This window comes from Streptomyces sp. Root1304 (assembly GCF_001426405.1).
Classification (GTDB): Bacteria; Actinomycetota; Actinomycetes; order Streptomycetales; family Streptomycetaceae; genus Streptomyces.
The window spans coordinates 104,426-131,041 of sequence record NZ_LMEP01000006.1 but is presented as its reverse complement, the minus strand read 5'-3'; the positions used below and the strand labels follow the sequence as shown (position 1 = coordinate 131,041).

Genomic DNA, 26,616 nt, shown 5'->3' with positions numbered 1-26,616 from the left:
CGTATGAGTGCGCCCGAAAAGATCCCGAACGCCGGTAAGAAGGCGAAGGACCTCAACGAGGTCATCCGCTACACCCTGTGGTCCGTCTTCAAGCTGCGCGACGTTCTCCCCGAGGACCGCGGCGGCTACGCCGACGAGGTCCAGGAGCTGTTCGACCAGCTCGCGGCCAAGGACATCACCATCCGCGGCACGTACGACCTGTCCGGTCTGCGCGCCGACGCCGATGTGATGATCTGGTGGCACGCCGAGACGAGCGACGAGCTCCAGGAGGCGTACAACCTCTTCCGCCGCACCAGGCTGGGCCGCGCCCTGGAGCCGGTCTGGTCGAACATGGCGCTGCACCGCCCCGCCGAGTTCAACAAGTCGCACATCCCGGCCTTCCTGGCCGACGAGCACGCGCGCGACTACGTCTCGGTCTACCCCTTCGTGCGCTCCTACGACTGGTACCTGCTGCCGGACGAGGACCGTCGCCGGATGCTCGCCGACCACGGCAAGATGGCCCGCGGCTACCCGGACGTCCGCGCCAACACGGTCGCCTCCTTCTCGCTCGGCGACTACGAGTGGATCCTCGCCTTCGAGGCCGACGAGCTGCACCGCATCGTCGACCTGATGCGCCACCTGCGCGCCTCCGAGGCCCGGATGCACGTCCGCGAAGAGGTCCCGTTCTACACCGGCCGCCGCAAGAGCGTCGCCGAGCTGGTGGCGGGCCTGGCCTGACGGCCGTACGAAACCTGGTGGCGGCCCGGCTCCCGGCCGGGTGCGCCACCCCTCGACCCGGAAGATCAGACGGCAGGCGGGAAACCCCCGCCCGCCGCTCCAGCGACACCGGGTCCGGCACCGGGTGCGGCGCGCGTTCTCGCGCGCCGCACCGGCGTCATTTCCGGGGCCTTCGCCACGGCTCCCGGTCCCGCAGGGCCGCCCGCAGCTCCGGCTCCAGGACGGCGGGTCCGCGCGTCGCGAGGGCCGTCAGCGGATCGGCGCCCGACAGGCCCGCGAGCAGCCGCTGCCCGGCGGGGGAGGCCCAGCGGGTGTGCGGGTACACCTCGGTCAGGCCGATCAGCAGACAGAGCCCCGAACCGAGCAGCGGCAGCGCGAACCCCGCGAGCACCGGGCCCCGTTCGCCGGCCGGCACGAGCAGCGCCGACACCGCCCCGAGCACCAGGCTCAGCAGGAATCCGGCCCGCACCGCCCGCAGCGCGGCGGCGACCTCCCGGCGGCCCGCGTCGGACACGGCGAGCCCCCGGTCGACGAGCCCGGCCGCGAGGGAACGCACGGAGTCCGCGGCCGCCACCACCGGACGCACGGCGGGGATCGGTGACTGACCGGCGGGCCCGATGGCCCCGAACACGGCCCGCTCCAGCGCGTCCCCCTCGCCCGCGCGGCCGGCGTCCACGACCGTCGCCCAGCCGGTACGGGCGAGCAGCAGCCGCCGCTCCCGGTGCAGCGACACCAGGGTCAGATCGGTGACCCGCAGCGGCCCGCCCGCGAGGTAGGCCGCCTCGCCGACGGTGAGTTCACCCGTGGCCCCGGAAACCTCGTGCGGCCGGGCGACGGCCAGCGAGGCACGGCAGATCCGCGCGCAGCCGACACCGGCCACCACGAACGCCACCAGCAGGAGCGGAACCCAGACCATGTCCCGGTTCTACGGGAGGACGGGCCGGCCCGCCACCCGAACGGCCGCTTCGCCGGCGCCGCTCAGCTGCTGCTGCTGGAGCTGGAACACGAACTGGAGCTGGAACTCGAGCACGAACTGGAGCTTCCGCAGCTCGACCCGCCCCCGGAACCGCCGCAGCTCGAACCGCCGCCCGAACAGGAGCCGGACGAGCAGGACCCGGCCGAGCAGGACGAGCCGCCGCCCGAGCAGGAGCTCCCGCCCCCGCCGCCCCCGCACGAGCTGTTGGTCGCGCACCACTCGGTCGCCACCCCGAGGACGGCCGCGTCCGCGGACGAGAAGTGGCTCGGCGAACGCCGCCCGCCACGCTGGTTGCGTCGCGGCGGCGCGTAGAACCGGGCGGCGGCGACGAGCTGCTCCCGGAGCACCGGGTCCGGCAGGGCCCGCAGCCCGTGCAGCGCCACGAGGTGGCCGGGGTCCCCGGGGTGGGCGTAGGCCCGCCCGTACGCGAGGACCGCGCGGCGGCCGGCCGGCGTGACCTGCTTGCCCGAGACCGCCCCGCAGACGGCGCCGGTGATCACGGCGGCGAACAGCACCGGTGCCACCTTGAAGACGAACGGGAGCCGGAACTCCGGATCGGCGGCGAAGTCGACCATCGTGAGGAGGATCGAGAGCGGGAAGAGCGCGAAGCCCGCCAGGGCGAGGATGCCGCACCAGCGGCCCGTGACCCGCCGCGTCGCCGGTTCGACCACGAGTCCGCGCGCCGCGAGACCGCCGCCGATCTCCTGGACCGCCGGGTGCCGCATCACCCCCAGCCGCAGGTGGTGGAGGGCCCCGTGCGGGGCGGCGGCGTGCTCCTGGAGCACGGCGCGCTCCACCGGGTCGTGCGCGGTGGCCCTGACGATCGCGACGATGCCGGGGCCGCCGATCGCGAGCCTGCCGTCCGCATGGAGGGCCGCGAGGGCGCTGTCGACGACCCTGGCCGGACCGCCGTTGAGGAACGCGGCCTCGTACCGGTCGTGGACCGGCCCGCCGGGACCGCCGCGGGTACGGACGACCCGGGTGATGACGAGGGCGATGCCGGCGGCCCCCGCGAGATACACGAGCACGATCAGGAGGTCCATGGTCATCTCCGTACGAGGGCGTGACGGGCGGCCCGTACGAGCCGGGTCGCGCGGCCGGGCGGGCGGCTGCCGGAACGGTCCTGCCACCACTCGGTGAGCTCCCGCCGCGCCACCGGGTCCTCCGGCCGTTCGGCGAGCAGCAGGTGCTCGGCGAAGTCGAGCGCGTCACGGCGGTAGCCGCCGGACATGGGCCGGGTCCTGGCGTACGCGAGGAACGCGGGCCGGAAGCCCTTGCCGAGGATCTCCGGCAGCTCCGGCGCGACCTTCGCGACGACCCCGGCCCGCTTGGCGGCGAGGGCGCGGCTCTGGACACCGATCCGCCGGGTGTCGAAGCCCTCGGGTACGGGGGTTCCGGCGACGAGCGCGGACAGGAGGGCGGCCTGGGCGACGGCGAGGCGCTGGCGTGCGCCTTCTCGCGGTGCGGGCTGCGGTACGTCCTCCGGGAGGGGGGCGGCGCTCGGCATCGGGCCGCCCGAGGCACGGGCGCCCGCGCCGATCAGGAGCGGGGCGTCGACGGTTCCGACGGGTGCGAGTTCCGGCGAACGGGTGCCGTGCGCGTGGGCTGTGCCCCTGTGTTCGGCCCTCGCGGAACGCGGCACCACAGTGCTTCTGATCGTCTCCAGCTCGCCCGCCAGCTCCTCCGCCGGCGGGAAGTCGTCGTCGCGTTCCAGCAGGACCCCCGGCGGGGACACCCGGCCGGCGAGGTCCGCCAGTACGTCGAGCACGGCCTTCGGCACCGGGTGCGCGTGGGTGTCGTGCCAGACGCCGTCCCGTTCCACGCCGCCCGCCACGTGGACGTACGCGATGGCCTCCACCGGCAGTTCGGCGAGCGCCCGCGCCGGGTCCTCGCCCCGGTTGACGTGGTTGGTGTGCAGATTGGCGACGTCGATGAGGAGCCGTACCCCCGTACGCTCCACCAGCTCCGCCAGGAACTGCCCCTCCGTCATCTCCTCGCCCGGCCAGGCGATCAGTGCCGCGATGTTCTCCAGCGCGAGCGGCACGGGCAGCGCGTCCTGCGCGATGCGCACGTTCTCGCAGAGCACGTCGAGCGCGTCCCTGGTCCGGGGCACCGGCAGCAGATGGCCGGCTTCGAGCAGCGGGGTCGCGGTGAGCGGGCCCCCGGCCCGGACGAACGCGATGTGCTCCGTGACCAGCGGCGCCCCGAGCGCCAGCGCCTTCTCGCCGAGCGCCGCGAGGCGCGCCGGGTCGGGTCGGTCGGCGCCGCCGAGCCCGAGCGAGACGCCGTGCGGGACGACCGTGACGCCGCGCTCCCGCAGCCGGGTCAGTGAGTCGGGCAGATGGCCGGCGCAGATGTTCTCCGCGACGACCTCCACCCAGTCGACGCCGGACAGCCCCTCCACCGCTTCCGCGATCTCGGGACGCCAGCCGATGCCGATGCCGAGTTCCGTCATGTCCCCCTCCTTCGGTCCTCAGTCACCCACCTGATGACCCGGGCGGGAACGTTCGAACCCCAGGAGGGGGACGTTCAGAGCTTCATTTGAGGTTCCCCCGCCGCTTCGTGCCGGGTTCGCCCGCCGGACGGGGGGTTCCGCTTCCGAGCGCGGTGCTCAGGCCGAGCGCAGGGCGTCCGTCGGGGACACCCGCGCCGCCCGGAGCGCGGGGTAGATCCCGGCCACCGCCGCCACCAGGACGGACACCACCGGGGCCGCCACGACCGTGTAGAGCGGGACGGCGGCGGGCAAGCCCTGCGCGAGGGCGTAGCCGTAGACCGCGAGACCGCCCACGGCCAGTCCGCCGAGCCCTCCGATCAGGCCCATCAGCACGGCCTCGATGAGGAACTGGACGGCGATCTGGCCGCCGCGGGCGCCCAGCGCGCGGCGCAGCCCGACCTCGCCCCGGCGCTCCATCACCCCCACGACCATGGTGTTGGCGATGCCGACGCCGCCCACGAGCAGGGCGACGGCGGCGAGGGCGAGGACGAGCCCGGTGAGGGAGTCCTGCGTCTCGGCCCGTGCCGTGTACAGGTCGGAGGGGCGGCTGACGGCGACCGTGCTCGGGTTGGCGGGGTCGGCGGTGGCTCCGGCGACGGCCTGCACGTCGGGCACGCGTTCGGGGTGGACCCGGACGTAGACCATGGCCGCGGTGCCGTCCGCGCCCAGGTGGGCGGTGGCCTCCGGCCAGCCGACCAGGGCGGCGTTGCCCAGCTCGGGGGCGAGTTCGTTGGGGGCGAGGATGCCGGAGACGACGAACCACTGGCCGCCCAGCCAGACCCGCTCACCCGGCGCGGTGACGCCGAGCCGCGAGGCGGCGCCGTCGCCGAGCACGGTCACCGGCAGGTTCTCGCTCGCCCGGGTCAGCCACTGCCCGCTGCGCAGGGTGGCGTGCAGGACGTCGAGCAGGTTGAGCCGCGCGGCGAGCACGGTGAGGCTGCCGGTCCGCTGCTCGGGGACCAGGTCGTTGCGGTAGACCTGGGCGGTGGTGGCCCCGGTCGCGGTGACCTGCTGGACCGGGGCGATGTTGGCGAGCATCTTCTCGGCCGTGGGCGGCAGCGGCACCGGCTTGCGGTCGGGGCCGGTGCCGGGGGCGACGGTGATCAGGTTGGAGCCGAGCCGGTCGAGGCGTTCCAGCAGGTGTGCCTGGCTGGAGGCCGAGATGCCGGTCACGGCGATGACCGCGGCGATGCCCAGGGAGATGCCGAGCGCCGACAGGGCGGAGCGCGTCCTGCGCGTGCGCGGGCCGATCATGCCGAGCCGCAGCATGTCCGTGGGCCGCAGCCGGGTGCGGCGCGGGAGGGGGGTCATCGGACGGCTCCGGCGGGGTGCGGGCCGCGCTCGTCGGACTCGACGCGGCCGTCGTGGAGGGTGATGCGCCGGGGGAAGGACGCGGCCAGTTCACGGTCGTGGGTGATGACGACGACCGTGGTGCCGTCGGCGTTCAGGGCGCGCAGCAGCTCGACCACTGCGGCTCCGGAGACGCTGTCCAGGGCGCCGGTCGGTTCGTCGGCGAGGAGCAGCGCGGGGCGGCCGACGAGGGCGCGGGCGATGGCGACGCGCTGCTTCTCGCCACCGGAGAGCCGGTCGGGGTGGTGGTCGAGACGGTGGCCGAGGCCCACCTCGCGCAGGGCCGTGACGGCTTCGGCGCGCCGGCGGGCGGCGGGGACGCCGCTGTAGAGGAGGCCGGTGGCGACGTTCTCGACCGTGGTGAGCCCGGACAGCAGGAAGAACTGCTGGAAGACGAAGCCGATCCGGTGGGCGCGCAGTGCGGCCAGTTCGAGGTCGGAGACCGTGGACAGGTCCCGCCCCTCGAAGGACAGCGTCCCGGCGGTGGGCCGGTCGAGGGAGCCGAGGAGCGCGAGGAGGGTGGACTTGCCGGAGCCGGAGGGGCCGACGACGGCGACGAGCTCCCCGGCGTCGACGGTGAGGTCGACGTCGTGCAGGACGCGCAGCGGCGGCGACCCCGGGTACTCCTTGGTGATGCCCGCGAGTTCCAGTACGGGGACCGGGCCGGGCGGCTGAGGGGCTGTCACTTCGGGACCACCACCTGGGCGCCGGCCCGGACGTCGCCGGTGATCTGCGCCTTGGCGTCGGCGACCAGGCCCAGCTGGACCCGGACGAGCCGGGTGCCGGTGCCGGTCACGACCTGGACTCCGTAGCCGCCGCCGTCGAGGGCGAGGAGGGCGGTGACGGGGACGACGAGGGCGTCGCTGACGGCCCGGCCGACGACGGTCACGGTCACGGCGGAGGGCCCGGCTCCGGCGGCCTTCCGCTGGTCGTCGAGCGTGATGGTGACGGTGGTCTTGTCGGCGCCGCCGTCCCCGCCGTCGCCGGAATCCCCGTCGCCGGAACCGCCGCGGAGCAGGGACCGGACCCGTCCTCCGACGGTGCTGCCGTCGCCCAGCTTCACCGTCACCCGGCCGTCGGGCCGGAACGAGGAGAGCTGGTTGTCGGCGGGCCGGACCACGGCGACCAGGTCGGTGCCGGTCACGGTCATCACGGAGGTGGCCCCGAGGGCCGAGCCGAGCTGTGTGCCGAGCTGCTGCACGCGCACGGCGGTACGGGGCAGCATGACGACGCTGCCGAGGGCGACCTGCCCCGTCTGCTTCTCGCCGAGGGCCTTCTGCCAGCGCTTGACGGCGGTCGCCGTGCCACGGGTGAACTTCCGGTCGGCCGCCAGACCCAGTCCGTCGGCGTGACCGAGGGCGATCAGGTTGCGCTTGAGCTGTTCGACGTCGGCGCCGTCGGTGACGCCGGGGCCGAGGTCGCGCCACATCGGCCGGTCGCCGGTGAACAGCACCACGGGCCGCCCGTCGACCTCGTACAGCTTCGCCCCCGCCTTGACGACGGCGCCGACGGCGGGCAGGGCGGTGAGGGTGCCGCGGCCGGAGGCGACGACGGGTGTCGGGGCGTCGTGGGCGAGCGCGCCGCCCACCTGGATGCCGGTGGACAGGGAGCCCTTCGACACCGCGACGGTGCCGTGCTCGACGGGCGGCGGCGCGGCGTCGCCCGCCCGCTCCCAGGGGCGTATCGCGGCGAGCGCGCCCGAGCCGCCGAGCGCGGCGACCAGCACGACCGCGACGACGGTCCCGCGGCGCTTCTTCCGCGCGGGGCGGTGCGGGACGGGGGTCTCGGGGGTACGGTTCATGGTCACTCGCCGATCCGGTAGCCGGGCATGGGGAGCTTGGCGCAGGCCGGCTGGATGGCGTCCCACGCCGCCGTGTCGAAGGACTTCGCCGGGAAGACGAGGACACCGGTCGCGGGTTCGGGGTCGGGGATGTCCGCGTAACCGTTCTTGCGCGCGCAGGCGACGAAGGCGCGCCCCTGCTCGACGAACTTCTCGTTGTTCTTCTCCAGGACCTGGTGGATGCCGGGGACCTCGGCGTCGCAGGCCTTGCTCGCCGTCTCGAGGTCGGTGGCCGAACCGGGGGCGTCGACACCCGCCGCGGGGAAGGAGATGTTGCCGTCCGTGTCCTGCTCCACGCTGGTCTGCCCCTTCTTGTGCATGCAGTCCACCCAGGCCCGCCGGACCGCGTTGTCGTCCTGCGGCCTGCTCCTGCCCGTGCCGTCGCCTCCGGCCACGGCGGGCGCCTCGCTCCCGGAGGAACAGCCGGTCGTCATCAGTGCCGCGGTCACGGCGGTCGCCGCGAGTACGGTCCGTACGGCCTTGGTACGCATGTCGTGTTCTCCCTGCTGGTGGTCGGCATCGACCCCGGCAGTTCTACGGAGCGGCGGGTTACGCACCGGTGAGTGCGTGCCTAACCACCGGCTAACGTCCCCCGGGGCATCGTTGGCCGGGCAGGACGGCGCGGAGCCGGAGCACGGTGAGCGGAGCGGAAGAGAATGCGCGTACTGATAGTCGAGGACGAGCCGGAGCTGGCGGCGATGCTCGCCGAGGGCCTGCGGGCCGAGGGCATGGTCTGCGACCTCGCCCACGACGGCGCCCGGGCGCTGGAGATGGCGGCCGCCGCCGAGTACGACGTCCTGCTCCTGGACCGGAACCTGCCCCGGCTGAGCGGCGACGCCGTCTGCCGGGCGCTGAACGCGGCCGGCCACCCGGCCAGGATCCTGATGCTCACCGCCGCCGGTTCCCTCGCCGACCTGGTCGACGGACTCGGCCAGGGCGCCGACGACTACCTGGCGAAACCCTTCTCGTACCTGGAGCTGGTCGCCCGGCTGCGCGCGCTGGGCCGCCGTTCCCCGGCCGGCCGCGGGGCCACCGTCCTGAGCAGGAACGGCGTCAGCCTGGACACCGTGCGCCGGATCGCCGAACGCGAGGGCCGGCCGCTGAAGCTGACGCCCAGGGAACTGGGGGTGCTGGAAATGCTGCTGACCGCGGACGGCGCCCCGGTCCCCACCGAGGAACTGCGGGACACCCTGTGGGACGCGGCCCTCGACCCGGCCACCACCGCGGTCCGGGTCACCGTGCACGCGCTGCGCCGCAAGCTCGGCGAGCCACCCCTGATCACCCACGACCCCGGCTACGGGTACCGGCTGTGAACCGCGTACCCACCGGCCGCCGGTTCCTGTCGTACGGGCTCCCCCTGCGCGGCCGGCTGACCCTGATGACCACGGGCGTCTTCGCGGTCCTGGGCTGCGGACTGCTCCTGCTGAACTGGCTCAGCACCCGGCAGCTGCTGCGGGAGAACCGCTACCGCGTCGTCTCCGCGAGCGGGACGACCGCCGCCGAGCCCGGCCTCCTCACCCCGCCGGACGGCCTGTCGATGCCCGCCGCGGTCACCACTCCCGCGGAGGGCTTCGAGGACTTCCTGCACAGCGTCCTCGACGACCTGCTGCTGCGGTCCCTGCTGCTGCTCGCCGTCTTCACGGCTCTGGCCGGGCTGCTCTCCTGGTGGGGCAGCAGCCGTTCGCTGCACCGGCTCGGCCGGGTCACCCAGGCGGCCCGGCGGATCAGCACCGGCAGCACCCTGGACGAGCGGCTCGGCCTGACGGGCCCGCACGACGAGGTCCGCGAACTCGGCGAGGCCTTCGACGTGATGCTCGACCGCCTGGACCGCAGTTTCACCGCCCAGCGCCGCTTCACCTCGCACGTCTCGCACGAACTGCGCACCCCGCTCACCCTCCAGCGCACCGCTCTGGAGATCCCGCTGGCCCAGGGCCGGGTCCCGGCCGGCCTGCGGCCCGCCCTGCGGCGTGCGCTGGACGCCAACGCCCGCGGCGAGCGGCTGATCGCGGCCCTGCTGACCCTGGCGCACGGCGAGAGCGGCCGGCTGACGCCGCATCCGGCCGACCTCGGAGACATCGCCGGCGAGGCCAGGGAGGACCTGGCGGACGAGGCCCGGACGTCGGACGTCCGGGTCACCGTCGAGCCGGGTCCCGCCCCCGTGGTGGGGGACCCCGAGCTGCTGCGGCAGATCGCACTGAACCTGCTGGCCAACGCCGTGCGGCACAACCACCGCGGCGGTACGGCGACGGTGACCACGGGCACGGCCGCCGGCCTCGCCTTCGTCGAGGTCGGCAACACCGGCCCGGTCGTGGGCCCGGACGAGGTCCCCGCGCTCTTCGAGCCGTTCCAGCGGGGCCGGGAGCGCCGGAGCGACGGCTCGGGTCTCGGGCTCGCCGTGGTCCGGGCGATCACCCGGAGCCACCACGGCGAACTCACCGCCGTGCCCCGGCCGGGCGGCGGCCTGGTCGTCCGGGTCGAGCTGCCGGCCGCGACCGGGGGCTGAGCAGGCAGTGACCCGGGGGCTGATGAGACCCCCGCGCGCCTACTCCGGCAGCCGCAGGTGCGGTGCGAAGCGGTCGCTTCCCTCGGCCGCGACCGTCTTGCCCGGGGCGATCTCGGTGAAGCCCGCGTCGCGGACCACCGGGAGGGCGCTCGCCGCGAGGGCGGCCCAGCGCTCGGGCGTCGCGGTGCGCACGGCGAGCGGGAAGCCCGCTTCCTGCCATGCCGCCCGGTCCGCGTCCCCCATCGCCCACCAGAGCAGCTGCGCGCCGTGCCCGGTCTGCGCCATCGTCTTGCCCGCCGACATGTCGAGCCCGGGGTTCAGCCAGAGCACCACCGCCCCGGCCGGTACGGGACCGGGCGCGGCCGGGTCGTCGAGGTCGGTGCCCGACACCTGGAGCTTGGCCAGGTCCTTGGGCCAGCCGTCGAGCGGGACAGGCGGGAAGACGCGTACCTCCGCCTCCTTCCCCGTGACCGTGATGCCGGGGAGCGCGTCCGCGCGCCGCCACTCGCCGCCGCGCGCCCGGCGCACCACCTTGCGGATCCGGGCGTCCTGCCAGTCGGTCATCACCTGGGCCCACTCGCCCTCGCCGAGGGAACGGTCGTCGGTCAGGATCTCCAGGACGGCGCGCGCCGCCGTCTCCAGGGCGTCGGTCCGGGACGGCGGCGCGTCCCGCTCGATCCGCACCACCAGCGGAAGGACGAACTGGGGCTTCTCATCGCGGAGATCGGGTTCGTTGCTGCTCACCCGGCAAGTCTGCCACTGCCGTGACGAGCGATTCTTGTGGGAATCGGACCTTCCGGGCCAGGATGCCCCCATGAAGAGCGATCTTTTCGCCGGCGAGAACCTCGCCGAGGTCTCCGACTTCCCGGGGATGACCCTCCAGAACGCCAAGTCGGTCAAGTACACCGTCAACGGTGAGATGCACGCGCGCCAGGGATCGATGATCGCCTTCCGCGGCGATCTCCAGTTCGAGCGCAAGGGCCAGGGCATCGGCGGCCTGCTCAAGCGGGCCGTCACCGGCGAGGGCCTGGCGCTGATGGCCGTGCGCGGCCGCGGCGAGGCCTGGTTCGCGCACGAGGCGCAGAACTGCTTCATCGTCGAGATCGAGCAGGGCGACGCGTTCTCCGTCAACGGCCGGAACGTGCTCTGCTTCGACTCCACCCTCCACTACGAGATCAGGACGGTGAAGGGCGCCGGCATCACCGGCGGCGGCCTCTTCAACTCCGTCTTCTCCGGCTACGGGAAGGTGGCCCTGATCTGCGAGGGCAGCCCGATCGTCATCCCCGTCACCCCGCAGGCCCCGGTCTACGTCGACACCGACGCCGTCGTCGGCTGGAGCGAGAACCTGAACACCTCGCTGAACCGCTCCCAGTCGCTCGGCTCGATGATGCGCGGCGGCTCGGGCGAGGCGGTGCAGCTGAAGCTGGACGGGCAGGGCTTCGTGGTCGTCCGGCCCAGCGAGGCGACCCCGCAGAAGAACTCGGCCGGTTGAGGCTGGACCGGGTCGGGCGCCGCCACGGCCTCCGGGGACCGTGGGTGCTCCGCGACGTGGGCCTCGATCTGCCCGCCGGGGCCCTCGTCCGGGTCGTCGGCGGCAACGGCGGCGGCAAGTCCACGCTGCTGCGGCTGGTCGCCGGGGTCGACGCGCCCACCGAGGGCCGGGTCACCGGCCGGCCGGCCCGGACCGCGTACGTCCCCGAACGCTTCCCGGTCGCCCTGCCGTTCACGGCCGTCGACTATCTGGTGCACCTCGGCAGGGTCCAGGGCCTCGGCCGGGCGGCGGCGCGGGCCGGGGCGGGGGAGTGGCTGGAGCGCTTCGGGGCGGCCGGCCACGCCCGTACGGCCATGGCGGAACTCTCCAAGGGCACCAGCCAGAAGGTCGCCGTCGCCCAGGCCCTGCTGGCCGCGCCCTCGCTCCTGGTCCTCGACGAGGCCTGGACCGGCCTGGACACGGGCGCCCGCGCCGCACTCGACACGGCCGTCCGCGAACGCCTGGCGGCGGGCGCGACGGTCGTCTTCGTCGACCACGACCCGCGACGGCTGACGGGGGAGGCGGACGCGGTGTACGCGGTGGGGGAGGGCCGGGTACGGGAGGCCGGGGGCGCAGAGGCCGTCGGCGCGGGCGCGACCGGAGGCGTACGGGAGGCGGGGCACGCCCCCGTCGTCCCGCATGCCGCTCCCGACCGCCCGCCCGTCCTGATCACCGTCTCCGGTGGCCGCCCGCTCCCCGGGCGTCTGCCCGGCGACCCGGCCGCCGCCCCCGGCCCCGACGGCGCCACCGTCCTCACCGTGGACGCGGCCCACTCCGACGCCCTCCTGGGCGCGCTGCTCGCCGCGTCCTGGCACGTCCACCACCTCGGCACCGAAGGCGTACGGGTATGACGGCGCTCCTGCGCTACCAGTCGGGTCTGCTGTTCCGCTCCCAGCGCTGGCTGGCGCCGCTGCTCCTGTACGCGGTGTTCATCGGCGTCGGCGTCCAGGCCGGCGAACCGGTGCTCGGCGCGCTCGGCTTCACCGCCGCCGCGCTGCTCCCGGTGTCCGCCTGGTCCGTGCGGATCTGCCTGACCCAGGAGCCGCCCGCCGCCAGGACCGTGGTCGCGGCGGCGGCCGGCCGGGGCCGCGCGCACCTCGCGGCGCTGGTCACCGGGGCGGCCTGGCCGGTGCTCGTCGGCACGGTCGCCGTGCTCGTGGTGACGGCGACCGGCAACCGGCGCGGGGTCACCGCGTCCGCCGCGGCCTCCGCCGGGCTGCTCGCGGCCCTGGCCTGCGCGCTGACGGGCGCCGCCGTCGGCGCGCTGGCCTCCCGCCCCTTCCTCCGGGCCACCGGCTGGTCGCTCGCCGCCCTCGTGCTCGGCTCGCTGCTCGCGCTGGTGACCACCGGCTCTCCGGCGAAGCGCGCCATGACCGCCCTCGTCGAGGGGGCCCGCACGACGACCGCCGATCCGCCCTGGCTCGCCTGCGGCGGCGCGCTGCTGCTGGCGGCGGCGGTCGCGGCCCTCGCGTGCCGGGCCACGGCGCGCCTGGAGTGAGGGCGCGGGGTCAGCGGCTCATCAGCTCCGAGACCTTCACGAAGCGGTAGCCGCGCGCCCGGAGTTCGGGGACGATCCGGCGGATCGCCCGCTCGGTGACGGGGGCGGCGCTGCGGGTGCAGTGCATGACGACCAGGGAGCCGGGCTTCACGCCGTCGAGGACCTGCTCGGCGACCGCGTCGGCGTCCTTGGCGAAGGCGTCCCCGCTGACCACGTCCCACTGGACGGCGGTCACCCCGGTGGGGGCGAGGGCGCGCAGGGCCGCGTCGTCGTGGCAGCCGCCGGGGAAGCGGAAGTAGGGGACGACGTTGACGGCCCCGGCGTCGCGGAAGGCGTCGAAGGCGCGCTGCACGTCGGCCGCCATGTCGGGCCCGGAGACGGTCGGGAGGCCGTAGCAGGGGGTCGCGAAGGCGTAGTGGCTGTAGGAGTGGTTGGCGATCTCGAAGCGCGGGTCGCCGCCGATGGACTTCGCCTGGTCGGGGTACTCCTCCGCCCAGCGGCCCGTCATGAACACGGTCGCGTCCACCTTGAGGCGGCGCAGCGTCGCGATCAGCTCGGGGTTGTCGAAGTGCTCGCCCGCGGCGGCACGGGGCCCCTGATCGGCCGTCATGTCGGCGTCGAAGGTGAGCGCGACGACCTTCTCGGTGCCCTTCGCGCGGCGCGTGAAGACGGGGGTGAGGCCGCCGGGACCGGGGGCCATGGTGGGCGGGGCGGCGGGGACGCGGGCGGGCTTCGGGCCGGGGGCGGCGGCGCTGGCCCGGGGCGAGGGGGTCCCGGCTACGGTCGCCTTCGCCGTCGCCGTGGCCGCCGCCTTCGGAGCCGGGGGTTCGGCCGCGCCACGGCCACAGCCGACGAGGGCGGCGCCCAGAAGACCGAGAGCCGCCAACTTTCGTACAGAAGTGTTCACGACCGGAAGTTAACCGATCAATGTGATGATCTGCCGACGGCTCGGCGGCCGGGACCCCCACGTGCACTCCCCGTACACCCGGGTGCGCCGACGGGTGCCCACGGGAACCCGCGGTCCACCCGCCGGCGCCGCTCAGCCGGCCAGCAGCCGGGCCCGGCACTCCGCCACGTCGAAGTCGCCCGGCGGGTACTTCGGGTCCAGGGCCTCCAGGTGTTCCAGGAGGAGCTTGCTGATCGCCCAGTTCCGGTACCACTTGCGGTCCGCCGGGACCAGGTACCAGGGGGCCGCGTCCGTCGCGCAGCGTTCGAGGGCGATCTCGTACGCCTCCCGGTACGCCGGCCACAGCGCCCGGTCCTCGATGTCGCCCACGCTGAACTTCCAGTGCTTCTCGGGATCGTCCAGACGCTTCAGGAGGCGGGCGCGCTGCTCCTCGTACGACAGGTGGAGGAAGACCTTGACCACCGTCACGCCGTCCTCGGCGAGGGACTCCTCGAAGCGGTTGATCAGGCCGTAGCGGCGGCCGAGCACGCGGGGCGGCACCAGCTCCCGTACCCGGGCGACGAGCACGTCCTCGTAGTGCGAGCGGTCGAAGATGCCGATCTCGCCCGGCTCGGGCAGCGCCCGCTCGATCCGCCGGAGAAAGGGCTGGTTCCGCTCCTTCGGCGTCGGGGCCTTGAAGGCGCGGATGCGGCAGCCCGACGGGTTGAACATGCCGATCACATGCTTGACCGTGCCGCCCTTCCCGCTGGTGTCCATGCCCTGGAGCACCAGCAGGACGCGGCGGCGGTCGCCCGCCGTGCTCGACGCGAACAGACGTTCCTGGAGCCCGGCGAGGCGGGGCGCGAGGGCGGCGGTGGCGGCCTGGCCGGCCGCCTTGCCGGAGGGGCCGCCCGGGGTGGCGGAGGCGTCGTACGCGGTGAGGTCGATCCGCTCGCCCCCGGGGACGCGCAGCAGGTCCCGCAGCGGCACGGGCCCGCTCAGCACCACGGGCCCGTCACCGCGAACGTCGTGCCCGGCGTGTAGCAGTTCACGTACATCGTGCTCCGGTCCGGCGAGAAGGTGACGCCCGCGAACTCGCCCCACTCCGGGGCGTCCGGGGTCCCGATGTTCTGGGCGCCCCGCGCGAGCGCGTACACCTCGCCCCGCTCGCTCACCCCGAAGACGTGCTGCGCCCCGTCGCCGTCCTCGCAGACCATCAGGCCCCCGCTCGGCGCCAGACAGATGTTGTCCGGGGACTCGCCGGGGAGCCGGACGTCCGTGCTCGGGCCGAAGACGACGACGAGGGTCAGACGGCGGCGGTGCGGCTCGTACTTCCACACCTGCCCGAAGTGGGTGGCGCCGGAGCCGTCCTTCTCGCGCGCGAAGGAGGACACGAAGTAGACGGCCCGCCCGCCCCAGTAGCAGCCCTCCAGCTTCTGGGCGTGCGTGATGCCCCGGGGGCCGAAGTCCTGGTGCCTGATCGGCGTCCCGGCCGCCAGGGGATCGGGTACGGGGACCCACTCGACGCCCTCGAAGCGGGTGCCGGTCTCCTGGACCACCGAGAGGTCGGCGACGCCGGGCACCCGCATGGCCTCCAGGGCGCCGCCCGCGCGGAGCGAGCCCGTGCCGCCGAGCGGCTTCTCGGGGAGGAAGCGGTAGAAGAGGCCGAAGGGGTGCTCGAAGGCGTCCTCCGTCTCGTAGACGATGCCGCTCGCCGGGTCGATCGCGACGGCCTCGTGCTGGAAGCGGCCCATCGCGGTGAGCGGGACGGCTCCGGTGCGGTGCGGGTCGGCGCCGTCGACCTCGAAGATGAAGCCGTGGTCCTTGGTGTACCCGTTGGTCCCGGCCCGGTCCTCGGTCTCCTCGCAGGTCAGCCAGGTGCGCCAGGGGGTGGGCCCGCCCGCGCAGTTGACGGCCGTGCCGGCGATGGCGACGCGTTCGCCGAGGACGTTGTTCCGGCCGTCGAGCTCCAGGGCCGTACAGCCGCCCTTGCCCGCGGGGTCGTAGGTGAGGCCGGGGACGGTGGGGACGGCGATCTTCCCCGTGACCCGGTTCTCGTGGTTGCGGACCAGGTGGACGCGGCCGCGGCGGCCGGCGAAGGCGCCCATGCCGTCGGGGTTGCTGGGCACCGGGCCCTCGCCGGAGCGGAGCGGCTCGCCCTGCCGGGAGAGCACCCGGTAGCGGAACCCGGCGGGGAGGTCGAGCAGGCCGTCGGGGTCGGGGACGAGGGGGCCGTAGCCTCCCCGGCCCGTGTGACCGGCGCCAGGGGCGGCGCTCGCGCTGCCCGTGAAGAGTTCGGAGAGTGCGCCGGTGAAGGCGATTCCGGCGGCGGAGGCGCCGGTGCGGGACAGGATCTGACGTCGTGTTGCGGACATGAGGCAACAACCCACTTCCTGTTGGCGGACAGACAGGTGGTGTGTGACGTGTGACCCGCATGTGTGTATCACGCACTGTGGTGCAGCGTGAACCATGCGGGCCACAACGGCCTCATGTGGCGCGTGGGGTGACCCGGCGTCAGGCCAGTTCGGCCGTGAGCGTGATCGTCGTGCCCGTCAGCGCCTGGCTGACCGGGCAGTTCTTCTTGGCGTCCTCGGCGAGCGACGCGAACTCCTCCGCGCTCAGCCCCGGGACCTCGCCGCGCACGGTGAGGTGGATGCCGGTGATGCCCTCGCCCGGCTGGAAGGTGACGTCCGCCTTGGTCTCCAGGCGCGTCGGGGCGTTGCCGGCCTTGGCCAGGCCGTTGGAGAAGGCCATCGAGAAGCAGGCGGAGTGCGCGGCGGCGATGAGCTCCTCGGGGCTCGTCTTTCCGTTCGGCTCCTCCGAACGGGCGGGCCAGGAGACGTCGTACGAGCCGAGGCCGGACGAGTCGAGGGAGACGACGCCGGAGCCCTTGAGGAGGTCGCCCTGCCAGACGGTGTGTGCGTGACGCACGGTGGCCATGGTGGATCCCTTTCGCTGGGGTACGCCCACCAAGCTACTGCGCGACCAGCCCCTTGGCGTCGCGGGCGAGCGCGGTGAGCCGGGAGATCGCCCGGAAGTACTTCTTGCGGTAGCCGCCGTTCAGCATCTCGTCGCTGAACAGCCGGTCGAAGGGGAGTCCGGAGGCGAGTACGGGTATCTCGCGGTCGTAGAGCCGGTCCGCGAGGACGACGAGCCGGAGCGCCGTCGACTGGTCGGGCACGGGCTGGACGTCGGTGAGGCAGACGGCCGTGAGGTCGTCGGTGAGCGCGCCGTACCGGCTCGGGTGAACCCTGGCCAGGTGTTCGAGCAGGTGCGGGAAGTCGTCCAGGGAGGCGCCCGGCGTCGCGTACGCGGTCTCCGTGACGACCTGGTCGGTGTACGGGGCGGGGGCTTCGGGCAGCCCGCGGTGGCGGTAGTCCTCGCCATCGATCCGCAGCGGCATGAAGTGCGCGGAGAGGCCCTGGATCTCGCGGAGGAAGTCGGCGGCGGCGAAGCGGCCCTCGCCGAGCTTGCCGGGCAGCGTGTTGGAGGTGGCGGCGAGCGCCACACCCGACTCGACCAGCTTGCCGAGCAGGCTGGAGACGAGGACGGTGTCGCCCGGGTCGTCGAGCTCGAACTCGTCGATGCAGAGGAGACGGTGCTCGCCGAGGGTCTTCACGGTCTGCTGGAAGCCCAGCGCGCCGACCAGATTGGTCAGCTCGACGAAGGTGCCGAAGGCCTTCAGGGCGGGCTCGGCGGGGGTGGCGTGCCAGAGCGAGGCCAGCAGGTGGGTCTTGCCGACGCCGTATCCGCCGTCCAGGTAGATCCCGCGCGGGCCGGTGGGGGCGGCGGGCTTCCTGGCGAACCAGCGGCGCTTCCCGGCACCGGTGGCGTGCGCCCCGCCCAGGCCCTCGGCGAAGGTGCTCAGCGCCTTGACGGCGTCCGTCTGGCTGGGCTGGTTCGGGTCGGGGAGGTACGTGTCGAACCGTACGGAGTCGAAGCGCGGCGGCGGCACCATCTCCGCGACGAGCCGGTCGGCGGGGACGTGGGGCTCTCGGGAGCACAGCGAGAGCGGGGCCGCTGAGGCGGAAGCGGCTTCGGTGAGGGCACGGGTCGACACAGTTCCCCACTGTAAGCGCCATGTCAGACTGCGAGGATGCGACGACTCCTCCCTGTGACGGACATGACAGCCGACGAGACCGCGTCCGGAAGCCGTGAGTGGTCCCTCGACGAGCTGGCCGACGCCTACGCCTATCCGGAGCTTCCCGCCGGGAAGGACGCCTGGCTGCGGGCCAACATGGTCTCCTCGCTCGACGGGGCCGGCCAGCACGACGGGCGTTCCCAGCCGCTCTCCTCCGACGCGGACATGCGGATCTTCGGTACCCTCCGGGGTCTCGCCGACGTGGTCGTCGTGGGTGCGGAGACGGTACGCCTGGAGGGGTACCGCCCCGCACGCGCGCGCGAGGCCTTCGCCGCCCGCCGCACCGCCGCCGGGCAGAGTCCGGCCCCCGCCGTGGCCGTGGTCAGCGCCTCCCTGGACCTGGACTTCTCGCTGCCCCTGTTCACCGAGCCGCTGGTGCCGACCCTGCTGCTCACCGGGGCGGCGGCGCCGGTCGAGCGGGTGCGGGCCGCCCGGGACGCGGGGGTCGTGGTGCTGGTGGCGGGCGACGGCGCCGGGGTGGACCCGGCCCGCGCGGTGGCGGCCCTCGCGGAGCGCGGGCTGCGGCGGCAGCTGACCGAGGGCGGTCCCCGGCTGCTGGGCCAGTTCGTCGCGGCGGAGGCCCTCGACGAGCTGTGTCTGACGATCTCGCCGACCATGACGGCGGGCGGCGCGCAGCGGATCGCAGGGGGCCCCGCGATGGCCGTGCCGACACGCTTCCAGGTGGCTTCCGTGCTGGAGCAGGACGGCTTCCTCTTCACCCGCTACCGTCGGATCTGACAATCGGCGGAATTTGTCGTTCCGCTTACCGTCCGCTGGGCACACTTACTGCGCAGACCCCGTGCGGGCACGGGGAAGGATGGTTTCCGCAGAAGGGCTCCTGAGGTGTTCACAAGCGTTCTGATGATCGAGAAGCCCCTCACGTCCGTCGACGTGGAATTCGTCACCACCCTGCACGGCGACGAGGGCGTGTCCTTCATCGTTCTGATGCAGCCGCGTGGTGACCAGGCCGATGTACTGCTGCGTGCCATCGACGACGTCGCCATGGGCGAGCTGAAGGAGGCGACCCGCGAGGGGGAGGAACCGGAGGGGAAGGCGGCCAGGGGTCCCGCCGAGCTGGCCCTGGAGCACTCGCTCCAGGCCCTGAGAGACGCCGGCTGCGAGGCGGTCGGCCAGGTCGTCGAGGACCACCCGCTCACCAAGATGAAGGCGGTCGTCGACGAGTCGGAGGCGGACGAGGTGATCGTGCTCACCGCCCCGCACTACGTGGAGGAGTTCTTCCACCGCGACTGGGCGTCCCGGGCCCGCCACAAGGTGGGGGTGCCGGTGCTCAAGCTCTTCGCCCACAGCGAGTAGGGGAGAGGACGGCCGGTCCGTGTCCGCGCCCCGTGCAGGGGGTGCGGACACGGACCGGCGGCCGCCGGGTAGGCGTGGCGCAAGCCATTAGGGTGGTAGCTACCTGTTGCACGCGCAACAGGTAGCTACCAGACGCACCCCCGGGGAGAGATCCGCATGGCACCCGCCATTCCCGCCGCCATGGAACGGCCGCACTTCATCGGCATCGGCGGTGCCGGAATGTCGGGCATCGCGAAGATCCTCGCCCAGCGCGGCGCGAAGGTCGCGGGCAGCGACGCCAAGGAGTCGGCGACCGCCGAGTCCCTGCGCGCCCTGGGCGCCACCGTGCACATCGGCCACGCCGCCGAGCACCTGGCCGACGACGCCTCCGCCGTCGTCGTCTCCAGCGCCATCCGCGCCGACAACCCGGAGCTGGCCCGCGCCGCCGAACTCGGCATCCCCGTGGTCCACCGCTCCGACGCCCTCGCCTCCCTCATGGACGGCCTGAGCGCCATCGCCGTCGCCGGCACGCACGGCAAGACGACGACCACCTCCATGCTGGCCGTCGCCCTCACCGAGCTGGGCCTCGACCCCTCGTACGCGATCGGCGGCGACCTCGCGGGCCCCGGCACCAACGCGCTGCACGGCACAGGGGACGTCTTCGTCGCCGAGGCCGACGAAAGCGACCGCAGCTTCCAGAAGTACGACCCCCAGGTCGCGATCGTCCTCAACGTCGAGCTGGACCACCACGCGAACTACGCCTCCCTCGAAGAGATCTACGAGTCCTTCGAGGCCTTCACGGCCAAGATCCGCCCCGGCGGCACCCTGGTCGTCGGCGAGCACGCGGGCGCCCGTGAGCTGGCCCGCCGGGTCGCGGACCGCGAGGGGCTGGACATCGTCACGGTCGGCGAGTCCGAGGACTCCGACGCCCGCATCCTGAAGATCGTCCCGAACGGGATGAAGAGCGAGGTGACGGTCTCCCTCGACGGAGTCGAGCACACCTTCACCGTCTCCGTCCCCGGCCGCCACTACGCCCACAACGCCGCCGCGGCCCTCGCCGCCGGCGCCCGCGTCGGCATCGACCCGGCGGAGCTGGCCCAGGCCCTCACCGCGTACACCGGCGTCGGCCGCCGCCTCCAGCTCAAGGGCGAGGCCAAGGGCGTCCAGGTCATCGACTCGTACGCGCACCACCCGACCGAGATGACCGCCGACCTGGAGGCCATGCGCGGCGCCGCCGGGGCCTCCCGCCTGCTGGTCGTCTTCCAGCCCCACCTGTTCTCCCGCACCCAGGAGCTGGGCAAGGAGATGGGCGACGCGCTGGCCCTCGCGGACGCGTCCGTCGTCCTCGACATCTACCCGGCCCGCGAGGACCCGATCCCCGGCATCACCAGCGAGCTGATCATCGCCGCCGCCCGCGAGGCCGGCGCCGACGTGACGGCCGTCCACGACAAGGAGACGGTCCCGGACGTCGTCGCGGGAATGGCCGGGCCCGGCGACCTCGTTCTCACCATGGGTGCGGGCGACGTCACGGATCTCGGTCCGCGGATCCTCGCCCGCCTGTCGAACTGAGGGAGTGGACGAACGATGGCCTACGACGTCGAGAAGCCGGACGAGCAGTGGCGTGCGGAGCTGAGCCCGGCGGAGTACCAGGTGCTGCGCCAGGCGGGCACCGAGCCCGCCTTCCGCGGTGAGTACACGGACACGACCACCCAGGGCGTGTACTCCTGCCGGGCCTGCGGCGCGGAGCTGTTCACCTCGAACGAGAAGTTCGAGTCGCACTGCGGCTGGCCGTCGTTCTTCGACCCGAAGGACTCCGAGGCCGTCGAGCTGATCGACGACACCTCCCACGGCATGGTCCGCACCGAGGTCCGCTGCTCCCGGTGCGGTTCCCACCTGGGCCACGTCTTCGAGGGCGAGGGCTACCCGACGCCGACGGACCAGCGGTACTGCATCAACTCGATCTCGCTCCGGCTGGAGCCGGAGGCGGGCTGACGGAGCGGCCGGGGCCGCCGTCGTCGAGCCACCCGCGCCCGGGGTACGAGGGCCGGGCGGCGTCGACGGCGGTCAGGGGGCGGGGCGACCCGAGGGGTGCTGAATCGTTCCCCGAGTCCGCCCACCCCGTCGGCCGCCCAACGGACCCGCACACCGCGCGCGCTCCAGCCCGCGCCGGCCAGGCCGTCGTGGCTCTGAGCTGCGGCGACGGATTAATCGGTGTGCTTTCCGGCAGGATCTTCGGGCATCATCGCGGGATGATCGGCAGACGACTCACCCATCGCATGGCGGACGGCGTTCGCGTTCCCGGAACCTGGCGTCACGCGTTCATCTGCAACGGCGGCACCTACTTCCTCACCGACCTCTTCATCTACGCCGACGGCATCGTCGACTGCTGGGACCTGGTCACGCTCGACGAATTCGAGAAGAAGCTCCGCAGCGGGTGGGTGGCCACCAGCCTTCCCGACGGCGGCCGGGCATCCGCACACCACCTGGGCTCGTGGGCCTTCGGTGAGCCGGACACCTGGCTCACTCCGGAGCTGCTGCTCGCCGAGGTCCGCGACACCATCGACGAGCTGAACGGTCGGCCCGATTCGACCGGCCGCTGCCTGGCGGCGGTGGACGTGTTCCTCGCCGAGCGGACGGAGGAGAACCGGTCCGCGGCCAGGGCCGCCTATCTGGCCATCCCCGAGACGGTGCGTCACTACGCCCTCGGCGACATGGACCGCAAGGACCACCCCCTGCAGATCCTGGTGACAGGCCCGGGCGGTCCCGATCCCGAATGGCCCGACGAACGCATCACACAGGAGGAGTACGACGAGGCCATCGCGTACTTCGAGGAGCGGAGCCGATGGCTGGCCGAGGCGCCCTCGCGGGTGCCGGCGGACGGGGCCGCGTACTCCTTCGCCCCCGCGCTGAAGCTGCCCCACTCGTATCCGCAGCGCGCGCTCGAACACCCCGACAAGCGGTCCCTGCGCAACGACTACCCCGCAGCCATCACCCTGGACGACATCACCTGTCCGTCGGTGGCGCACGCCTACTGGGCCGAGTCCGTCGCCGAACCGGAGGCGCGTATCGCGGTCGCCACCGCGGAGACAGGGGCGAAGGCCCAGACACTCGCGGCCAGGGCGACGCGCCGTGAGGGCTGGGACAGGACCCGCACAGCGGTCATGACCCGACTGCTGCGCACCAAGTACGAGCAGCATGCCGACCTCGCCGCGGTCCTTCTGGGCACGGGCGACGCGACCCTGGTCTACGACGACGCGGACTCGGATTTCTGGGGCGACAACGGAGGCCGGGGCCGAAACTGGATGGGCCGCCTCCTGGAACTCGTCCGCTCCGAACTGCCGGCCGACCGGGCCGACGTCGACTAGGGCGGTGCCGCGAGGTCAGCCGGGCCGGGGGAGGTAGGGTTGCGCCGTTTCGCCCGCCGTGAGACCGATCGTGGGGCGGGGGCGAGGTGGCGGCCTAGGGAGAAGCGAGGGGTGCTCGTGTCGGGTCAGCGTACGGAGTCGGTGGACGTGCCGGTCGTGTTCGAACGGCCTCTGAGCCTGTTCGCCTACATCATCGGCCACGGCCAGATCCTCTTCCGCGGCGAGCCGAACCCCGACGCCGGACTGTCCACCACGGTGGAAGTCCTCTTCAAGAACGTCGGCGCACTCTCCCTGCGTGATCACTACTCCCGGCTGACCGTCCGCCTCGCCTCCCCGGGCGAAGCGGACCGGATCCGGGACGCGGACCCCCGCCCCTGGCGCGACCGGCGCGCGTTCGTCCTGGAGACCGACTCGGGCGCCGACGGTCACGTGGTGGCCGGCGCGATGTACTGGGGGGAGCGCTCCGGGCCCGTCGGATACAGCAGCTTCCTGATCCCCGAATACGACCTTCCGCGGTTTCGTCACGACCGACCCGGTCCGTCTCGATCGGGCCCTGTCCATGACCCGTTCCCCCGACGCTGAGTCGTCGCCGACGGAACCCCGCATCGGCCCGCCCGGCCGACAGGTGCGAGCCGCGCGGCCCTCGGCGGAGAAGTGAGCCGCAGGTCAAGGGAACGCGCCGTCGGCATCGCACATCCTCCTCTCTGCACCACGAGGTGTGAGCCATGCGGCCCCCGGCAGAGAAGTGAGCACCACCATGAGCGCGTCCCCGGTCATCGTCTCAGTGCGCGATACGAGCGGAAGAGCCTGGGGATACGCGTCGGCGTCGGCGTTCGTCGGAGGACTCCTTCTCGGTGTCCTGACCAATCTGGCCCAGGGCTGGCTTCCGGGTGCGTGGAACCAGATCCCCAACTCCGGTGCGGTCTGGTCCGTCGCCGCGTTCGCCGCGGGCGCCCTGCTGGCCCGGAAGGTCGGCCTGCCCGTGGCCGCCGTCGGGGGCCTGCTCGCCGAGTCCGGTCTCGTCATCGGCTACTACGGCTACGCGGAGGTCGCGCGCGGCGGCGTGGGCTCTCTGTTCGCTCCGCTCGTCTGGATCGGCATGGCGTGCGTCGCCGGCCCCCTCTTCGGGGTGGCGGGCTCCTGGTGGCGTGGCACCAGCCCGCGCCACCGCGTCATCGGCCTTGCCGCGCTGGCGGGTGTCTTCGGCATGGAGGGCATCCACTACGCCTGGGTTCTGCACTACGCCCCCCAGGCATGGGCCTGCCTCACCGTCATGGTTCTCGTGCCGCTGCTCATGGGCCGCACCCACAGGGAACGCGCGCTGACCCTCCTGACCGCCCTCCCCTTCTCGGCCCTGGCCTACCTCGTCTTCGACCAACTGATCCTGGCAACGCTCCTCGGCTGAGCGCTGAGCGTGCCTCACGACACCCTCTAGTGGACGGAGAACCCGCCGTCCACGAAGAGGGACTGGCCCGTGACGTACGCCGACGCGCCGCTCGCCAGGAAGACCGCCGCGCCCGCGAAGTCCTCCGCCAGGCCGTTCCGGCCGACCATCGTGCGGGCCGCCAGCGCCGCCACCTTCTCCGGGTCCGTGGACAGCCGCTGGTTCAGCGGCGTCATCACGAAGCCCGGGACCAGCGTGTTGGCCGTCACCCCGTGCGGCGACCACGCCTCCGCCTGCGAGCGCGCCAGCGATTCCAGCGCGCCCTTGGACACCCCGTACGCGCCGCTCTGCACGAACGCGCGGTGCGCCTGCTGCGAGGTGATGTGGATGATCCGCCCGAAGCCGCGCTCCGCCATCCCCGGGCCGAAGCGCTGCCCCAGCAGGAACGGCGCCTCCAGGTTCACCGTCATCGTGGTGTCCCAGACCTCCTCGCCCAGCTCACCGAACGGCGGACGCAGGTTGATCCCCGCCGAGTTGACCAGGATGTCGGGCTCCCCGAACACGGCCGCCGCCGCCTCCGCGCCCGCCTTGATCCCCGTACGGTCGCTCAGGTCGGCGCTCACCCAGGCCGCCCGGCAGCCGTCGGCCGTCAGCTCGTCGACGGTCGCGGTCAGCTCCGCCTCCTTGCGCGCCAGCACGACCACACGCGCCCCGGCGCGGGCGAGGGCCCCCGCGACGGCACGGCCGATGCCGGAGCTGCCGCCCGTGACGAGCGCCGTGCGCCCTTCGAGGGAGAAGAGGCCGGAGAGGTATCCGGCGGGCTTCGGGTCCGTGCTCATCAGGGCTGCGCTCCTCGCGTCGTACGGCACCGGGCCGCCCGTGTGCGGCGGAAGGCCGGTGCCCGCATCCTGGCACACGGCCTCCCCGGGCCCGTCGTCAGACCAGCCGCGCCAGGAACTCCGTCCACGTGCCGGGAGTCAGCGCGAGCTGGGGGCCGGCCGGGTTCTTCGAGTCACGGACGTGCACGGTCGAGAGGCAGGAGGCGACCTCGACGCAGTCGTCACCGTCGCCGCCGCTGTAGCTCGACTTGTGCCAGGAGAGGGCGACTTCGACGCAGTCGTCGCCGCTGCCACTGCTGTAGGTGCTCTTGAACCAGGCCAGGTCTGTGGTGCTCATGTTGCTCCTCGCATCTCCCGCAACAGGCTCACGGACTCCTCGAAGGACAGAGCCTGTGACCGCATCCTGGCATATCGCTTCTGGAGGATGCTGACCACTTTGCGGTCGGACATGAGCTGGCCGGTCTCCTGGCCCTCGCAGTAGGCGTACCACTTGTTCTCCGGGGTCTCCAGGAGACGCATAGGCCCGCCAAGTCCCGCGTGGTGTCCTCGTGCCTGTTCCATGACCTGGAACTCGATGTTGCGCCGGGAACAGATGTCGAGGATGTGCTCGATCTGCTCGCGCATGGCAGTTTCCCCGCCCGTCTGACGGCGCAGTACATGCTCCTCGACGATGAAGCTGTACGCCGTGTCCGGGCGGTCCGTCAGAAGCACCTTGCGATTGACCCGGGCGGCGAGCAGCGCCGTGATGTCGTCGTCGCCCAGTGCGGGAATCTGCTCCTCGAAGAGCGTCTTCGCGTACGCCGGGGTCTGGAGCAGGCCCGGCACGAGGCGGTTCTCGTACGTGTAGAGCGTCACCGCCTCCGCTTCCAGCTTCGCCCACGGGCGGAACCAGCTCGCGAGGCCCTGCTTGCGGCCCACATGTCTGGCCGCGTTCCTGATCGCGCCGAAGGCGTCCAGGATCTCCTCCGACCGGGTCACGTAGTCCGAGGGCGGTAAACGGCGGCCCTGCTCGATCGAGGCCACCGTCGGCAGCGAGTACCCCACGAGCGGCGCGAAGGCCTCCTGGGTGAGACCGGCCCGTTTCCGGAAGGCCTTGACCACCTCTCCGAAGACCTTCAAGCTGTCCGACGTCTCCGGTCCGGCCCCGCTCGGAACCCCACCCGGTCCGTCCTCCGGAACCTCGTCCGTCACCCGGCCACCTCCCGCACCCGTGCACTCGCAGTAACGGACCCATGCTCACGGGCGGTGACCGGTACTGTCCAGACTGTGAACCCGTACGGTGCGGCAGCGTACGGGTTTCTGACCTGGCAACAGGCTCCGGGCGGCGCCACATTGGCCTCATGACCTCCCCTGTGACCCGCGAAGCGCCCGTCACCGTACGTGTGTTCGCGCAGCGCTTCAGCTCGACCCCGCGCGGTGCGCGGCTCGCCCGCCGGCTCGCCCAGCACCAACTGCACCGCTGGGGGCTCCCGTACGGCTCCGAGGCCTCCGACACCGTCGGACTCCTCGTCGCCGAACTCGCCGCCAACGCCGTCACCCACGGCCGGGTGCCCGGCCGCGACTGCGAACTGCGGCTGACGTACACGCCGGGCGTGCTGCTCCGCGTCGAGGTCTCCGACACCCGGGGCGAGCGCCGGCCGCCCGGCGGGGCGCCGGCCGCACCGCGCCCCCTCGACGAGGGCGGGCGCGGCCTGCTGCTCGTGGCGGCGCTGGCCACCCGGTGGGAGGTGCTCGACCGGGTGCCGGTCGGGAAGACCGTACGGGCGGAACTCGACCTCGGGGCGGAGCCGATTCGCTGA

General features: G+C 73.3%; 30 protein-coding genes. 14 read left to right on the top strand and 16 right to left on the bottom strand.

From position 1 onward, the window contains the following. The first annotated feature begins 3 nt into the window (after positions 1-3). The gene (hemQ, locus tag ASD33_RS11040) at positions 4-717 is read left to right on the top strand and encodes a hydrogen peroxide-dependent heme synthase (protein ID WP_056557366.1); all 714 of its coding nucleotides are present in this window, start codon (positions 4-6) and stop codon (positions 715-717) included. Positions 718-874: 157 nt separating this feature from the next. Here the strand turns inward: hemQ and ASD33_RS11035 are convergent, their stop codons facing one another. The 7 genes from ASD33_RS11035 to ASD33_RS11005 form a co-directional block, all read right to left on the bottom strand. Beyond that, positions 875-1,633 (bottom strand): TIGR04222 domain-containing membrane protein, encoded by a 759-nt coding sequence (locus ASD33_RS11035; RefSeq protein WP_056557365.1) that lies wholly within the window; start codon positions 1,631-1,633, stop codon positions 875-877. 62 nt (positions 1,634-1,695) lie between these two features. After that, positions 1,696-2,736, bottom strand: coding sequence for a TIGR04222 domain-containing membrane protein (locus ASD33_RS11030; protein WP_056557364.1), 1,041 nt, complete (start codon positions 2,734-2,736; stop codon positions 1,696-1,698). 2 nt (positions 2,737-2,738) lie between these two features. Then, positions 2,739-4,148, bottom strand: coding sequence for a DUF692 domain-containing protein (locus tag ASD33_RS11025; protein ID WP_056557363.1), 1,410 nt, complete (start codon positions 4,146-4,148; stop codon positions 2,739-2,741). 156 nt (positions 4,149-4,304) lie between these two features. Continuing rightward, positions 4,305-5,498, bottom strand: a complete 1,194-nt coding sequence (locus tag ASD33_RS11020) for an ABC transporter permease (RefSeq protein ID WP_056557362.1) — start codon at positions 5,496-5,498, stop codon at positions 4,305-4,307. Beyond that, positions 5,495-6,223: an ABC transporter ATP-binding protein gene (locus ASD33_RS11015; protein ID WP_056557360.1), complete on the bottom strand. Its 729-nt coding sequence runs from the start codon at positions 6,221-6,223 to the stop codon at positions 5,495-5,497. The genes ASD33_RS11020 and ASD33_RS11015 overlap by 4 nt, the downstream gene beginning before the upstream one ends. Beyond that, positions 6,220-7,338: a peptidoglycan-binding protein gene (locus ASD33_RS11010; protein WP_056557358.1), complete on the bottom strand. Its 1,119-nt coding sequence runs from the start codon at positions 7,336-7,338 to the stop codon at positions 6,220-6,222. The genes ASD33_RS11015 and ASD33_RS11010 overlap by 4 nt, the downstream gene beginning before the upstream one ends. Positions 7,339-7,340: 2 nt before the next feature. Continuing rightward, entirely contained in the window at positions 7,341-7,868 is a 528-nt protein-coding gene (locus tag ASD33_RS11005; RefSeq protein ID WP_056557357.1) for a hypothetical protein, read from the bottom strand. Positions 7,869-8,033: 165 nt separating this feature from the next. On the opposite strand from ASD33_RS11005, the gene ASD33_RS11000 reads away from it, so the two are divergent. Next, complete coding sequence (locus tag ASD33_RS11000; protein ID WP_056557355.1) at positions 8,034-8,690, top strand: response regulator transcription factor; 657 nt, start codon at positions 8,034-8,036, stop codon at positions 8,688-8,690. Next, entirely contained in the window at positions 8,687-9,880 is a 1,194-nt protein-coding gene (locus ASD33_RS10995) for a HAMP domain-containing sensor histidine kinase (protein ID WP_056557353.1), read from the top strand. Before ASD33_RS11000 ends, ASD33_RS10995 begins: the two co-directional genes overlap by 4 nt. A gap of 39 nt (positions 9,881-9,919) precedes the next feature. Here ASD33_RS10995 and ASD33_RS10990 read toward each other — a convergent pair whose 3' ends face one another. After that, complete coding sequence (locus ASD33_RS10990) at positions 9,920-10,624, bottom strand: peptidyl-tRNA hydrolase (protein ID WP_056557350.1); 705 nt, start codon at positions 10,622-10,624, stop codon at positions 9,920-9,922. Positions 10,625-10,694: 70 nt separating this feature from the next. Here ASD33_RS10990 and ASD33_RS10985 point away from each other — a divergent pair, with 70 nt between their 5' ends. Genes ASD33_RS10985 through ASD33_RS10975 form a run of 3 tightly spaced genes read left to right on the top strand, consistent with a single transcriptional unit; the run spans position 10,695 to position 12,909 of the window. Beyond that, a complete protein-coding gene (locus ASD33_RS10985) occupies positions 10,695-11,372 on the top strand; it encodes an AIM24 family protein (protein WP_056557348.1) in 678 nt (225 codons plus the stop codon). Beyond that, the gene (locus ASD33_RS10980; RefSeq protein WP_056557346.1) at positions 11,369-12,262 is read left to right on the top strand and encodes an ATP-binding cassette domain-containing protein; all 894 of its coding nucleotides are present in this window, start codon (positions 11,369-11,371) and stop codon (positions 12,260-12,262) included. The genes ASD33_RS10985 and ASD33_RS10980 overlap by 4 nt, the downstream gene beginning before the upstream one ends. Further along, the gene (locus ASD33_RS10975; protein ID WP_056557344.1) at positions 12,259-12,909 is read left to right on the top strand and encodes a hypothetical protein; all 651 of its coding nucleotides are present in this window, start codon (positions 12,259-12,261) and stop codon (positions 12,907-12,909) included. Before ASD33_RS10980 ends, ASD33_RS10975 begins: the two co-directional genes overlap by 4 nt. Positions 12,910-12,919: 10 nt before the next feature. Here ASD33_RS10975 and ASD33_RS10970 read toward each other — a convergent pair whose 3' ends face one another. The 5 genes from ASD33_RS10970 to zapE form a co-directional block, all read right to left on the bottom strand. After that, positions 12,920-13,816 (bottom strand): polysaccharide deacetylase family protein, encoded by an 897-nt coding sequence (locus tag ASD33_RS10970; RefSeq protein ID WP_242426900.1) that lies wholly within the window; start codon positions 13,814-13,816, stop codon positions 12,920-12,922. Positions 13,817-13,948: 132 nt separating this feature from the next. Next, on the bottom strand, positions 13,949-14,803 hold the full coding sequence (locus ASD33_RS10965) for a PPK2 family polyphosphate kinase (RefSeq protein ID WP_242426899.1): 855 nt from the start codon (positions 14,801-14,803) through the stop codon (positions 13,949-13,951). Then, positions 14,794-16,170, bottom strand: a complete 1,377-nt coding sequence (locus ASD33_RS10960; protein WP_056557341.1) for an alkaline phosphatase PhoX — start codon at positions 16,168-16,170, stop codon at positions 14,794-14,796. Before ASD33_RS10960 ends, ASD33_RS10965 begins: the two co-directional genes overlap by 10 nt. Before the next feature lie 139 nt (positions 16,171-16,309). Further along, on the bottom strand, positions 16,310-16,735 hold the full coding sequence (locus ASD33_RS10955; protein ID WP_056557339.1) for an OsmC family protein: 426 nt from the start codon (positions 16,733-16,735) through the stop codon (positions 16,310-16,312). Positions 16,736-16,769: 34 nt separating this feature from the next. Next, positions 16,770-17,855, bottom strand: a complete 1,086-nt coding sequence (gene zapE / locus ASD33_RS10950) for a cell division protein ZapE (protein WP_056557337.1) — start codon at positions 17,853-17,855, stop codon at positions 16,770-16,772. Between the two features lie 36 nt (positions 17,856-17,891). On the opposite strand from zapE, the gene ASD33_RS10945 reads away from it, so the two are divergent. From ASD33_RS10945 to ASD33_RS36235, 7 genes are all read left to right on the top strand, one after another. Beyond that, positions 17,892-18,674 (top strand): pyrimidine reductase family protein, encoded by a 783-nt coding sequence (locus ASD33_RS10945; protein WP_056557335.1) that lies wholly within the window; start codon positions 17,892-17,894, stop codon positions 18,672-18,674. 105 nt (positions 18,675-18,779) lie between these two features. Beyond that, positions 18,780-19,250, top strand: a complete 471-nt coding sequence (locus tag ASD33_RS10940; protein ID WP_056557333.1) for a hypothetical protein — start codon at positions 18,780-18,782, stop codon at positions 19,248-19,250. A 156-nt stretch (positions 19,251-19,406) separates the two neighbouring features. After that, positions 19,407-20,798, top strand: coding sequence for a UDP-N-acetylmuramate--L-alanine ligase (gene murC / locus ASD33_RS10935; RefSeq protein WP_056557332.1), 1,392 nt, complete (start codon positions 19,407-19,409; stop codon positions 20,796-20,798). A gap of 15 nt (positions 20,799-20,813) precedes the next feature. Next, positions 20,814-21,221 (top strand): peptide-methionine (R)-S-oxide reductase MsrB, encoded by a 408-nt coding sequence (gene msrB, locus ASD33_RS10930; protein ID WP_056557329.1) that lies wholly within the window; start codon positions 20,814-20,816, stop codon positions 21,219-21,221. 257 nt (positions 21,222-21,478) lie between these two features. Then, entirely contained in the window at positions 21,479-22,594 is a 1,116-nt protein-coding gene (locus ASD33_RS10925; RefSeq protein ID WP_056557327.1) for an NADAR family protein, read from the top strand. 117 nt (positions 22,595-22,711) lie between these two features. Next, positions 22,712-23,176, top strand: a complete 465-nt coding sequence (locus tag ASD33_RS10920; RefSeq protein WP_157870023.1) for a hypothetical protein — start codon at positions 22,712-22,714, stop codon at positions 23,174-23,176. A gap of 175 nt (positions 23,177-23,351) precedes the next feature. Further along, complete coding sequence (locus ASD33_RS36235) at positions 23,352-23,999, top strand: DUF6518 family protein (protein ID WP_079044703.1); 648 nt, start codon at positions 23,352-23,354, stop codon at positions 23,997-23,999. Between the two features lie 26 nt (positions 24,000-24,025). On the opposite strand, the gene ASD33_RS10910 is transcribed toward ASD33_RS36235, so the two are convergent. The 3 genes from ASD33_RS10910 to ASD33_RS10900 all read right to left on the bottom strand — a co-directional run bounded on the left by ASD33_RS10910 (position 24,026) and on the right by ASD33_RS10900 (position 25,936). Next, positions 24,026-24,817, bottom strand: coding sequence for an SDR family oxidoreductase (locus tag ASD33_RS10910; protein ID WP_056557324.1), 792 nt, complete (start codon positions 24,815-24,817; stop codon positions 24,026-24,028). Between the two features lie 97 nt (positions 24,818-24,914). Next, on the bottom strand, positions 24,915-25,154 hold the full coding sequence (locus ASD33_RS10905; protein WP_056557323.1) for a DUF397 domain-containing protein: 240 nt from the start codon (positions 25,152-25,154) through the stop codon (positions 24,915-24,917). Continuing rightward, entirely contained in the window at positions 25,151-25,936 is a 786-nt protein-coding gene (locus ASD33_RS10900) for a helix-turn-helix transcriptional regulator (protein WP_242426898.1), read from the bottom strand. The genes ASD33_RS10905 and ASD33_RS10900 overlap by 4 nt, the downstream gene beginning before the upstream one ends. Before the next feature lie 221 nt (positions 25,937-26,157). Here ASD33_RS10900 and ASD33_RS10895 point away from each other — a divergent pair, with 221 nt between their 5' ends. Beyond that, the gene (locus tag ASD33_RS10895) at positions 26,158-26,616 is read left to right on the top strand and encodes an ATP-binding protein (RefSeq protein WP_056557320.1); all 459 of its coding nucleotides are present in this window, start codon (positions 26,158-26,160) and stop codon (positions 26,614-26,616) included.